At 66.8% G+C, this 11,646-nt stretch carries 10 protein-coding genes, 1 pseudogene and 1 riboswitch; of the genes and pseudogenes, 4 read left to right on the top strand and 7 right to left on the bottom strand.

The window, feature by feature from the left end; translation table 11 throughout:
- Positions 1 to 306: a 30S ribosomal protein S10 gene (gene rpsJ / locus H2037_RS17130; RefSeq protein ID WP_003164367.1), complete on the bottom strand. Its 306-nt coding sequence runs from the start codon at positions 304 to 306 to the stop codon at positions 1 to 3.
- A 360-nt stretch (positions 307 to 666) separates the two neighbouring features.
- Positions 667 to 3,003 (bottom strand): 5-methyltetrahydropteroyltriglutamate--homocysteine S-methyltransferase, encoded by a 2,337-nt coding sequence (gene metE, locus H2037_RS17125; RefSeq protein ID WP_292124348.1) that lies wholly within the window; start codon positions 3,001 to 3,003, stop codon positions 667 to 669.
- A gap of 107 nt (positions 3,004 to 3,110) precedes the next feature.
- Positions 3,111 to 3,314, bottom strand: a riboswitch (cobalamin riboswitch).
- Between the two features lie 253 nt (positions 3,315 to 3,567).
- On the opposite strand from metE, the gene H2037_RS17120 reads away from it, so the two are divergent.
- Positions 3,568 to 4,320 carry a porin gene (locus tag H2037_RS17120; protein WP_292124346.1) on the top strand — a complete coding sequence of 251 codons (753 nt, stop codon included), beginning with the start codon at positions 3,568 to 3,570 and terminating at the stop codon, positions 4,318 to 4,320.
- 140 nt (positions 4,321 to 4,460) lie between these two features.
- Here the strand turns inward: H2037_RS17120 and H2037_RS17115 are convergent, their stop codons facing one another.
- The 3 genes from H2037_RS17115 to H2037_RS17105 all read right to left on the bottom strand — a co-directional run bounded on the left by H2037_RS17115 (position 4,461) and on the right by H2037_RS17105 (position 7,511).
- Positions 4,461 to 5,345: a DUF2807 domain-containing protein gene (locus H2037_RS17115; RefSeq protein ID WP_292124344.1), complete on the bottom strand. Its 885-nt coding sequence runs from the start codon at positions 5,343 to 5,345 to the stop codon at positions 4,461 to 4,463.
- Between the two features lie 81 nt (positions 5,346 to 5,426).
- A complete protein-coding gene (locus H2037_RS17110; RefSeq protein ID WP_292124342.1) occupies positions 5,427 to 6,341 on the bottom strand; it encodes a transcriptional regulator in 915 nt (304 codons plus the stop codon).
- Positions 6,342 to 6,350: 9 nt separating this feature from the next.
- The gene (locus tag H2037_RS17105; RefSeq protein ID WP_292124340.1) at positions 6,351 to 7,511 is read right to left on the bottom strand and encodes a GNAT family N-acetyltransferase; all 1,161 of its coding nucleotides are present in this window, start codon (positions 7,509 to 7,511) and stop codon (positions 6,351 to 6,353) included.
- Between the two features lie 179 nt (positions 7,512 to 7,690).
- On the opposite strand from H2037_RS17105, the gene H2037_RS17100 reads away from it, so the two are divergent.
- Both H2037_RS17100 and H2037_RS17095 read left to right on the top strand, forming a co-directional pair.
- On the top strand, positions 7,691 to 7,852 hold the full coding sequence (locus H2037_RS17100; protein ID WP_292124338.1) for a hypothetical protein: 162 nt from the start codon (positions 7,691 to 7,693) through the stop codon (positions 7,850 to 7,852).
- Positions 7,853 to 7,889: 37 nt separating this feature from the next.
- The gene (locus tag H2037_RS17095; protein ID WP_292124336.1) at positions 7,890 to 8,951 is read left to right on the top strand and encodes a L,D-transpeptidase; all 1,062 of its coding nucleotides are present in this window, start codon (positions 7,890 to 7,892) and stop codon (positions 8,949 to 8,951) included.
- A 4-nt stretch (positions 8,952 to 8,955) separates the two neighbouring features.
- Here the strand turns inward: H2037_RS17095 and H2037_RS17090 are convergent, their stop codons facing one another.
- Entirely contained in the window at positions 8,956 to 10,551 is a 1,596-nt protein-coding gene (locus tag H2037_RS17090; protein ID WP_292124334.1) for a carboxylesterase family protein, read from the bottom strand.
- Between the two features lie 73 nt (positions 10,552 to 10,624).
- Positions 10,625 to 11,305, bottom strand: a complete 681-nt coding sequence (pdxH, locus tag H2037_RS17085; RefSeq protein WP_292124333.1) for a pyridoxamine 5'-phosphate oxidase — start codon at positions 11,303 to 11,305, stop codon at positions 10,625 to 10,627.
- A gap of 103 nt (positions 11,306 to 11,408) precedes the next feature.
- On the opposite strand from pdxH, the pseudogene H2037_RS17080 reads away from it, so the two are divergent.
- Positions 11,409 to 11,646: pseudogene (locus tag H2037_RS17080) on the top strand (J domain-containing protein); the annotation flags it as partial.

Below are 11,646 nucleotides of genomic sequence, written 5' to 3'. Positions count from 1 at the left end.
TTAAATCTTGATCTCGACGTCCACGCCGGCGGACAGGTCGAGCTTCATGAGCGCGTCCACGGTCTGCGGGGTGGGGTCGACGATGTCGAGCACGCGCTTGTGCGTGCGGATTTCAAACTGCTCACGCGACTTCTTATCGACGTGCGGCGAGCGGTTCACGGTGAACTTCTCGATCAGGGTCGGCAGCGGAATCGGACCGCGAACGGTCGCGCCGGTGCGCTTGGCTGTATTGACGATCTCGCGCGTCGAGAAATCGAGGACGCGGTGATCAAAGGCCTTGAGCCTGATGCGGATGCTTTGATCCATATCGGTGCTAACTTCCAATGCGGTCGGAGGACCGCGTCCCTGTGAACCATTTCAAAGACCGAAGGCCTTCGGGCACGAGGCCCTCAGGAAACGCAAATCCGCAAAAACGATCGGCCCACGCAGTCGCCTGCGAAGGCCGTTAAACTCCTGGGTCACTGCAAAGAACAGGGTCTCAGGTCGTTCCTGCGAACCGCGTCTGCAGATTGCTCTGCACAGCCGGTCCAACAAGAGTGGAGGCTTATGACGATTGATTCCGATTTCGTCAAGCGGCGAAACCACGGCGGAGACAGGATTTCGCAAGGCCGTTTCCGGACGCGCGACGGGCGCCGGGAGGGGGCGATGAAAACGCCCGCCGCCCCCTCACCACCCTGCCCCTTGTCGAGCGCGGTAGGCCGCCGACACCATATTCGTAAGCGCCGCCTCGGTCTCGGCCCAGCCGCGGGTCTTCAGGCCGCAGTCCGGGTTCACCCACAGACGGTCGGCCGGAAGTTTGCTCGCCGCCGCCGTCAGCAAAGCCGACATCTCCTCGACCGAGGGCACGCGTGGCGAATGGATGTCATAGACGCCCGGCCCGATCTCTGCCGGATAGCGATAGTCGGAGAAGGCGTCGAGCAGTTCCATTTTCGACCGCGAGGTCTCGATAGAGATCACGTCGGCGTCCATCGCGCCGATGGACTGGATGATGTCGTTGAACTCCGAATAGCACATGTGGGTGTGGATCTGGGTCTCGTCGCGAACGCCCGAAGCCGTGATGCGGAAACACTCCACCGCCCAGTCCAGATAGGTCGCCCAGTCGGCCCGCCGCAGCGGCAGGCCCTCGCGCAGCGCCGCCTCGTCGATCTGGATCACGGCGGCGCCGGCGGCCTCAAGGTCCGTCACCTCGTCGCGGATGGCGAAGGCGATCTGGCGGCAAGTGGCCTCCCGCGGCTGGTCGTCACGTACGAACGACCAGTTCAGGATGGTGACAGGGCCGGTGAGCATTCCCTTCATCGGTCGGTCGGTCAGGGACTGGGCATAGCGCCACCACTCGACCGTCATCGGCCTGGGTCGCGACACGTCGCCGAAGATGATCGGCGGCCGCACGCAGCGTGAGCCGTAGGACTGGACCCAGGCCGCCTTGGTGAAGGCGAAACCCGACAGCTGTTCACCGAAATACTGGACCATGTCGTTGCGCTCGAACTCGCCGTGGACCAGCACGTCGAGGCCCAGGTCTTCCTGCCATTTGACGGTGCGGGCGGTCTCCTGGCGCAGGAAGGCGGCGTAGGCGGCGTCGTCGATGACGCCCTTGCCGTGGTCGGAGCGGGCCTTTCGAACCTCGGCCGTCTGCGGGAAGGAGCCGATGGTGGTGGTCGGATAGGCCGGCAGGTTCAGCCGGCGGCGCTGAACTGCGCGGCGGATTTCGAAACTGGACTTGCGGCTCGCGATCGTCGCATCGGCATCGGCGGCGCGGACCTGAACCTTCGGATCATTGATGCGCGGCGAGGTGCGGCGCGAGGCGACCGAGGCGGTGGAGGCGTCCAGTTCGGCCTTCACGACGTCGCGACCTTCATTGAGAGCCCGGGCCAGGGTCGCCAACTCGGCGACCTTCTGCACGGCGAAGGCCAGCCAATCCTTGATCTCGGGCTCCAGCGCCGTCTCCCGCTCCAGATCAATCGGCGTGTGCAGCAGGGAACAGGACGGCGCCAGCACCACCTTGCGCCCCGACGCTACGAAAGGCTCCACTCGGTCCAGCACTGCGTTCAGATCGGCTTTCCAGACATTTCGGCCATCGATGACGCCCAAGGACAGCACCTGATCCGACCGCGCACCCGACGCGACCTCGGCCAGTTGTTCCGGGGCGCGGATCAGGTCGATGTGCAGCCCGTGAACCGGCAGCTTCAGCGCGACGCCCAGATTGTCGCCCAGCGCCCCGAAATAGGTCGTCAGCATCAGCCTGATCGGCGGCGTGACGTCGGTCAGCACCCGATAGGCGTGGTCATAGGCGGCCTTGGCCTCGTCGTTCAGGTCCGTGACCAGACACGGCTCGTCCATTTGCACCCAGGTCGCCCCCGCGCGGGCCAAAGACCGCAGCACCTCGGCATAGACCGGCAGGAGACGGGGCAGCAGGCTCAGAACATCGAAATCGGATCCGCGCGTCTTGCCCGACAGCAGATAGCTGATCGGCCCAAGCAGGACCGGCCGCGTGTCGATCCCCTGCCCCCTCGCCTCCAGATATTCGTCCAGAACCTTGGTCGAGCCCAGGCGGAAGACCTGATCCGCCGTAAACTCGGGCGCGAGGTAATGATAATTGGTGTCGAACCACTTGGTCATCTCCATCGCTGGGACGCCCTCGCCTCCACCTTGGGCATGGCCATGGGCGCAGACCTGGCCCTCGCCCCGGTCGCCTCGCGCCATGGCGAAATAGGTGGCCAGATCGACCCGGTCCCCGCTCCAGCCGTAGGCGGGCGGCACGGCGCCGACCATGGCCGTCAGATCCAGCACCTGATCATACAGAGAGAAGTCGTTCGACGGCACGATGTCGGCCCCCAGCTCACGCTGGCGCGCCCAGGTCCGAGCGCGCAGTTCGGCGGAGGTGGACAGAAGGGCCTCGGCGTCGCTCTTGCAGGCCCAATAGGCTTCGAGCGCGGTCTTCAGCTCTCTCCTGGGGCCGATGCGGGGAAAGCCGAGGGTGGCGACCTGGACGGGGCGGCGGGTCATGTCTTGAAACCTGTGTTGTGGCCAGGTTTCGGACAGGATCGCGCGGACGCCGACGCGGACTTTCGAGGTCCGGCGGCGCGCATGCGGCCTGACCGGACACCCCGCCGGAGGACGTTATCTGTCGGGGCAGGTCTCCTGGCTCACGGGTCGACGCCTCGGATCCGGCCTTCCCGGCGCGAACGCCAGTGACACGAGATGGACCCTCGACTCGCCGCTTACAGTTGCGGGGGCAGCGCCGGTTTCACACCGGCTTCCCTCTTAGCTCCAAACGGCCCGAAGGCCGCGTGGAGACCACGACGGTCACAGATGACAGCACCCGCGCACCGCCGTCAATACATATAAAGATATGCTTATATGATTATGGGTTTTGACCGCCATTAACCTCTTGCCGCGAGAAACGCCCGCTGCTGACACATTGAAAACACAAGGCGTGACCTGCAAGCCACACGACAGTTTCAAGACATTTATGTAACGGTGATTTATTGCTCAGCTTCGTCCTCAGGCTGATAGCGATCCGCTTCCCCGGACCCCCATCCGGGTTGAGACTGCTAAGGAAAAAACAAAATGAAGACGATCCTCCTCGCTTCGGCCGCCGCCGCCCTGTTCGCCGCTCCGGCCTTCGCCCAAGACGCCGTCGGCTCGGTCGGCGTGACCTACAGCAACCCCTCGTTCGACACTGGCGCCGCCGACGTCGACGCTGACGTCTGGACTTTCGACGGCACGGTCGCCCTGCCGGTCAAGGACTGGACCGTGACCCTGAACGGCGCGGTCGACCAGACCGAGTTCCAAGGTGAAGACGACACCACCGGCGCCGCCGCCGCCCACCTGACCAAGATGTGGACCTCCGACGTTCGCGCCGGCGCCTTCGTCGCCGCCAACGGCATCGGCACCGGCGAAGATCCGATCTGGACCGTCGGCGCCGAAGCCCAGAAGTACCTGTCCAAGGCGACCCTGACCGGTCAGGTCGCTTACACGACGGCCGACGACATCGACGCCGACATCTGGACCGTCGGCGGCGACGCCGCCTTCTACGTCATGCCGAACCTGCGCCTGAACGCCGGCGTCAGCTACAACAACGTCGACGCCACTGGCGGCGACCTGGACGCCTGGACCTACGGCGTCGGCGCCGAGTACGAAATCGAGAACACCCCGTTCTCGGTCGGCGCCGCCTACACCCGCGCCGACATCGACACGGTCGATGTGGACACCTGGTCGCTGGGCCTTCGCTACAGCTTCGGCGGCGGTCTGCAAGCGCGTGACCGCGCCGGCGCCGGTCTGGGCGTCTCGTCCATCGTCAGCGCCTTGGGCGGCCTGTAAGCACAGGCCTCCCTCGCGGGATGAACAGAGCCCCGGCGGAGCGATCCGCCGGGGCTTTTTTCCGCCTGTCGTCGGGACACGAAAAAGGCCCCCGGGGTTCCACGACGGGGGGCCTTCCCTCTCGCGGCGAGAGACGGGTCTTAGCGCCCGATCTGCAAGGTCCCGGATCCGACGATGGTGCGGGACACGGCGCCCGTGGCGGCGCCGACGCGGACGTCGCCCGAGCCGGCTATGGCCACGCTGAGGTCCCGCGTGGTCCCGCCATAGCGAACGTCGCCGGAGCCGCCGATGGCGACCGACAGCTTGTCCATGCGGCCGTCGCGAACCGTGACGCCGCCCGAGCCGCCGATTGAAAGATCGCCGTGGCCGTTCGCCCTGGCGACGACCACATTTCCCGACCCGCCCAAAGCCACGTTCAGGTCGCCGGTGGCGCCCGCCGATATCGATCCCGAGCCGCCGACATTGGCCTTCAGGCTACGCGACGTCCCCGCGCGGACCGAGCCTGAACCCCCGACGCCCAGTTCGAGATCGCCCTCCACATTGGCGACATTCCAGGCGCCGCAGCCGCCGCTGTCCAGCTCCACCGACCGCGCGCCACGCCCCACGGCCCCGAACACGGCGCCGCCGGCGCTGACATCGACGTCGCGCGGCGTGCGCAGGATAATCAGAGGCGCGTCCTCCAGCCGAATGCGGCCTAAGTCGCGCACCTCGACCGTCGCGCCCTGCCCCGGCTGGCTCCCGTCGCCGCGACCGCTGTTGCAGTTGCGGACGCCGTCGTTATCGCCCCAGAGCCCCCTGCGGCGCAGCCCGCCGTCTATCTCGACATCCCGCCCGTTACGCCGGACCTGCAACGCCGGCAGTCGCGACCGGCCCTGAGTGATCTCGACGCCGATGTCCTGACGGTCCTCGACGATGACGACCACGCGGGCCACGGCGTTGCGGATCTCGACCTCGGCGGCCGAAGCCGGCGCGGCCATTCCAGTCAAGGCGGCGACAGCGGCGGCGGCGATCAGTGCGGATTTCATGGGGCTCCCTTTCCCGAATGTGAGGGAAAGGTGCGCGCCGCGTCGCCGCGAGTCATTTTAACTCGAGGTCATGAACTCGAATTAACGCGCCCGACCCAGCATCCCGGCGCCGTCCGCAACGCCGACCTCGGGTTCGAAATCCCGTTCGAAGGTCGCGATCCGGCTCTTCATCGCCCCGGCCCGCTTCAGCGCGAGAGACGCGGCCCAGCGCGCCGCCAGTTCGGGCGTCGCCATGGCGTCAGTCAGGCGCGGCCGACCGCCCCGGCTGCGGATCACCGCATTGGTGAACAGGGCGCCGTTTCTGAACCGCGAGGGCCAGGTCTGGAAATCCATCGACAGGCTGACGCAGAAACGGTCCAGGTTTTCGACCCGGTGCGGCGCGTAAAGCGGCCAGGTCAGCGCTCGGCCCGGTTCCAGATCCATGACCTGGGCGTCGTTCTCGAAGGCGAGGACATAGGGCAGTTCCTCGGTTGTCTGACGCGTCACCACCTGCTCCATGTTCCGCTCCGGCAGATGCGCCTCATCGCCCGGATAGACGAACAGCCGCTTGCGACCGCGCAGATGGAACAGGACCACGCCCGCCGCGTCGAAATGATAGGGCACCCGCGCCTTGGGCGAGGACAGGATCAACTGGCCCGCGTTGCGCACCGCCCGCATCCCCGGATAGGTCGCCTGGATCGCCCGGAAGTCCTTCATCGCGGCGTCCCAAAGCTCTGGCCAGCCCGTCTCCACCTCACGCAGATTGACCCACAGCCGGCCCTGTTTGATCGCCTCGAGCAGTTCCTCGCCCGACAGCCGTCCGCGCGCCCCGGTGCGCAAGGACACCTGACCCTCGTCGTCGTAATCATACAGGTTGATGTCGAACAGCTCGGCCGGATAGCGGTCCAGAACCGCCGCCAGCGCGGCGTCCTCGGCGAAACCCTGGTCGACCAGGGTGTGAGCATGATCCCTGGCCGCGTCGATGGGGCCGGGATAACGGGTGCGGCGGTCGGTCATGATCAAACCCTAGGCGTGCGCGACTCGCGTCGGCCCCTTCTTCCTGGCCGCAGCCTTCTGCGCAGCCGACCGGACGGCGACCGCCGCGCCGCGCAGACGACCGACGGGAGACGCTTCGCAGGCTTCGATGGTGGACCAACGGCGGCGCAGCGATGCGCGCAAGGCCTCGCCTCGACCACCACCCCGGTTCAGCAGACCGACGGCCGCGTCGCCCAGTGTCTGGGTCAGGCCCGGCCGCATGACCACCGCCTCGCGCACCGTCTGCCGGGCGTTGACGAAATACTTCTTGTAGCTCTCGCCTTCGAACCCGAAGTCGAAAACCCGGAAACCTTCGGCGGAAGCCAGACGCATCGTGTCCATGCTCAGCAGAATGCCAGGCGAACAGCGCGCCAGGCTGGGCTCATAGACCGGGAACCAGAAATGATAGTGACGCCCGGCGTGCAGCGAGAACTCGACCGCCACCAGCTTGTCGCCTGCGTGCATGGCCGCCATCGAGGCGCCGAAATCGGCCCTGGGGTCGCTCATCAGGGCGTGCAGCAACTCACGGGTCCAGCCGCAGGCGAAGATGTCGTGCAGGCCTGATCGTCGGTACTGGGCCGCCTTCAGGTCGATCAGATGGTTCAGCAGGGCCGGGTCACGAAGACCGCGTTCGATCCGCACCGGCCCCAGTTCGGCCTCCAGGCTGCGGCGCGCCCGCTCCTTGTCCTTGAAATACTTGCCGAAGCTTTTCCGGCGCTCGGCGTACCAGACGTCGAATCCCGGTTCCGGCATGGCGACCTGCACGGTCTGGCGCGCCTGTCCGGCCTCGGCCGCGCCGATCCAGCCCGGCACGTTCAGACGTCGCGCCTTGAGCAGACGCGCCACATCCTCGAGGGCCACGACCTCGTCCTCGGCGGCGATCACGCCATGATAATCGTTCATCGGCGCGCCCAGCGGCTGCACCGCCCCGCCGCGTTTCTGGTGGGGAAAGAAGCCGACGATCCGGTCCCCGCGCCGAAACACCGCCACCGCTGCACGGGGGCAGACGCGGGCGGCGATCTCCGTATAGTCCCAACGGAAATAGGGGCTGGACAGGGCGGGATTGGTCGCGGTCCAGTCGCGCCACAGGGCGATCGCGGCAGCGTCCATCGCCTCCGCCTTGATGATCTCGACCTGCAGGGTTTCGGTCATGCGCATCCTCATTAGTCTTGCGCGAGCAAGAGCCGTTCCAGCTTCCAGCCTAGGCTCTGCCCCGTTTCGGTACGGTTCACCGGGATGGTGAACGGCGATTGACCTTGACCAATACGGGAGCCCCACCGCCGCACGCGCGTTGCCTGATGGCGGGGACAGGCTCCGCCTGGAGAGATCATATGACCGACGCCCGCCCCGACAATCGCAAGGTCGAGAACGAAAACCTGCGCCCGGACGAGAACGGCGAGCCGCCCCGCCCCGCCACCGAACCCAAGGGATCGGAAGGCTCCAGCAATTCCGGCGAGACCGCGACCGACCCCGCCACGGGCGAAGAGAACTGAAATCGCCTGTCTGAGCCTACTGTTTGAAAGTTCCGTTATGAGTCGCCGTTTCGCCTATCTGGTCCCCAGCCTCGCCGTGCTGACCCTCGCTGCCTGCAATCCATCGAACACGAAACAGACGGAGCGCGCGGAACAATCGCAGGCTTCCGCCGACGTGGGGCGCACCCGCCCACTGTCACGCGACGCCATAGAGAACACCGCCTATTCCCCGCCCGAGCCGAACGCCTCTCAAAACGAGGCACAGGCTTCGCCGCAGCCGGATCCGGCTTTGATAAGGGCTCAGGTTCTGCTGGAGCGGGCGCGGTTCTCGCCAGGCGCTATCGACGGACTGGCGGGATCGAACATGCGCCAGGCCATCTCCGCCTTCCAGAAGGCGCAGAATATGACGGTCAACGGCGAACTGGACGCCGAGGTCATGGGGCGGCTGCGCGCCGGCGCCATGGGCCCCGTGACCACGACCTACGAGATCACGCAGCAGGATGTCGCCGGGCCCTATATGGGCACGGTTCCCACAGAGCTTAAGGCGCAGGGAGAAGCGGAGTCGATGGGCTACGCCAATGTGGTCGAAGCCTTGGCCGAACGGTTCCACGTAACCCAAGACCTGCTACGGGCCATGAACCCCAACGCCGACTTCAGCCGCGCAGGCCAGAAGCTGCTGGTGCCCGCCGTCAACGACAAACCCCTGCCCGCCGACGTGGATACGATTGAGGTCAGCAAGGACGAGGGGGCGGTGAAGGCCTTTGACGCCGACGGAAACCTTCTCGCCTATTATCCGGCCACGATCGGCAGCAACGACAATCCGACCCCCAGCGGGACGGTCAAGGTCAACGGCGTCGCCCGAAATCCCGACTATGTCTATGACCCGTCCAAGCTCAGCTATGGCGACCTGAACGAGAGGGTCGTCGTGGCGCCGGGGCCGAACAATCCGGTGGGCGTGGTCTGGATCGACCTGGACAAGCCCGGATACGGCATACACGGCACGCCCGACCCGGATCTGATCGGCAAGACCGCCTCGCACGGCTGCGTCCGGCTGACAAACTGGGACGCCTCGACCCTGGCGGCGAAGGTCAAGCCGGGCGTAACGGTCCGCTTCACATGATCCCCTAGTGGACGGCGCCGAAGGGGCCGCCATCCCAGAAATCGCAATGGTGGCGGTCGAAGAAGGTCTGATCCAGCCGGTCGCCCTCAGGTGCGAACACCCGCACTGGCCCCGCGCCGTCGATGCGGGGCCAGTCCGCCTCGAAGTCGTCCCGACCGAACGCGGCCCACAGGCCCTGCATCCGCTGGGACAGGGCCTTCTGCTCCGGCGTGAACCGCTTGACGTCGGTGAAGACCCAGCTGGTCCCAAAGACATAGGCCAGCTCGCTGGCGTGATAGGCGCCCAGGTCCAGCCCCACGAGCCGGTCCGGCAGGACGAAGGGCGCGCCCCGATCCGCGAACTCATAGCCCCAGACCGGCACATGGCGAGACAGCTGCCGACGCAGGGCCTGGGAGGGACAGGCGAACCTCTGGTCGGTGAAGTTGGCGGCGATGGCGTAGGCGGGACCGTCCGGGCCGACCGGATAGCGGTCCAGCACCCGCTGACCGAAGTCGCCATACATCCAGATCGTCTCCTTCTGATAGCGATCCATGTCCTTGACCTCGTTGGCGAACAGCCGCCCCTCGTCCAGGTTCGTGCCGACGAGGACCGGCACGCGCGTGAACCGTCCCTCATGGATTGCTACAGCGGGATTCTCCGGCACGGTCGCGTCGGTATGGACTGGCCCCCAGGACCCCGGCCCATTGATCCCCGCCCGTAGCGACGGCGCGCGAGAAAGCCGCCAGGCCGGCAGGGCCTTCAGGCAGTCGATCTGCTCGTCGCCCGTGCAGCCGAGCCGTTCGGCGAACATCGGCCCTGATTCAGCCGCCTGCTCGGCGCTGACAAGGGACGAGGGCTCCAGGCAGCCGCCGCTCTGCAGGATGACCCTTTGATACAGGCCCTTCGACGCCGGGGAGGCCATCAGATAGCAGGCCGACCAGGCGCCCGCGCTTTCTGCGAACAGGGTGACGTCCGACGGATCGCCGCCGAAGGCCGCGATGTTTCGGTGCACCCATTGCAGCGCCGCCTGCTGATCCATCAGGCCGAAATTGCCGCCGAATCCTTCGCCTTCCGCCTGAAACTGCGGGTGGGCCAGCCAGCCCAGGGCGCCCAGCCGATAGTTGAGCGTGACGACGACCCGTCCCTGATCGGCCGCCAGCCTGGACGGATCGTAGTTGGCGCCGGAGCCGACGGTGAAGGCGCCGCCGGGAATATAGACCATCACCGGCCGGGCCTCGGCCGCCTTTGCGGCCGGGGTGTAGATGTTCAGATAGAGACAGTCCTCAGACCCGACCACGAACCCGCCCCCGCCGCCCAGGATCGCCTTGCGGCCAATGGCCTGGGTGCAGTCGGACCCGATCCGGGTCGCATCGCGCACCCCGTTCCAGGCCTGGACCGGTCGCGGCGCTCGCCAGCGGAGTTCGCCGACCGGCGGTCGGGCGAAGGGAACGCCGAGGAAGGCGCGCACCCCCGCCCCTTCTACGCCGCGCATCGTTCCCGCCTCCGTCGTCGCCAGAACGGATCGGGCGTCTGGAGCGAACCTTACATGGTCGACCTTGCCGGGATGGATGGCGCAGGCCGCCAGAAGGAGCGACGCAGACAGAAGCGACAGAAGACGCATGTAGAACCTTGGCCGTGGCGAGACCGTCTTAACGCAGCCGAAGCCCTACGTATCCCGAGGTCGCAACCTTCTATCAGGGCCAGAGGCGTTCGCGGGTCCAGGCGTCGCCGTCGCGCGTGAAACGCAGCCGGTCATGCAGGCGGAACGGACGGTCGCGCCAGAACTCGACCGTTCGGGGCAGGACCCGCCAGCCGCTCCAGCGTTCGGGCCGCGGCACGTCTTCGCCTTCGAACCGGGCGGTCTCGCGGGCGACGGCGGCTTCCAGCGTCTCGCGGGCGTCCAGAGGCCGGGACTGGTCCGAGGCCCAGGCGCCGATCCGGCTTTCTCGGGCGCGGCTGGCGAAATAGGCGTCGGCCTCCTCGGCCGTCACGGGCTCCACCTGGCCTCGCACCCGAACCTGACGGCGCAGCGACTTCCAGTGGAAGGTCAGGGCGGCGACCGGGCGGGCGTCCAGTTCGACGCCCTTGGCGCTTTCGCGGTTCGAATAGAAGGTGAAGCCGCGCCCATCGACGTCTTTCAGCAGCACCACCCGCCCGTCGGGCTGGCCGTCCGCATCGACGGTCGACAGGGTCATGGCGTTGGAATCATTGATTTCATGCGCCCGGGCCTCGGTCAGCCATTCGACAAACAAGCCGATGGGCTCGGGCCGGTCGAAAATGGTCTCGTCGCCGTTGGCGGCGAGGGCGGCGGCATAGTCGCGGGCGTATTCCTCGCGCGACGGGCTGGGCGGGATCACAGGGACGGTCATGGCCATGGTCTAGCCCCGCCCAGGGCGCGAGGAAATGATCGGAATCAAACCGGCCAGATTCGAATCACAGTTAACTCGGCGTTGACCCTAAGGCGCGAACGGTAGGCGAATGAGCGCTTCCCGTTCCAGATCCGACGTCGCCGCCGTCCGCGAGGCCCTCTCGACCCTGGGCCTGCATGGCGCGACCGACGCCGCCTCCCTCAAGGCCGCCTTCCGCGCGGCCGTGAAGGCCGCCCGGCCAGACCAGGCCGGCGGCGACGCTGAACGCTTCCGACGGGTCATCGCCGCCTATCGCCTGATCCAGGCGCACGGACCGGCCCGCCCCGTTCTGGCGCCCCCCTGCGAGC

Source organism: Brevundimonas sp., assembly GCF_013912065.1.
In the GTDB taxonomy this organism is placed as follows: domain Bacteria; phylum Pseudomonadota; class Alphaproteobacteria; order Caulobacterales; family Caulobacteraceae; genus Brevundimonas.
The sequence above is the reverse complement of the archived record's forward strand: the minus strand, read 5'-3'. Positions and strand labels throughout refer to the sequence as shown.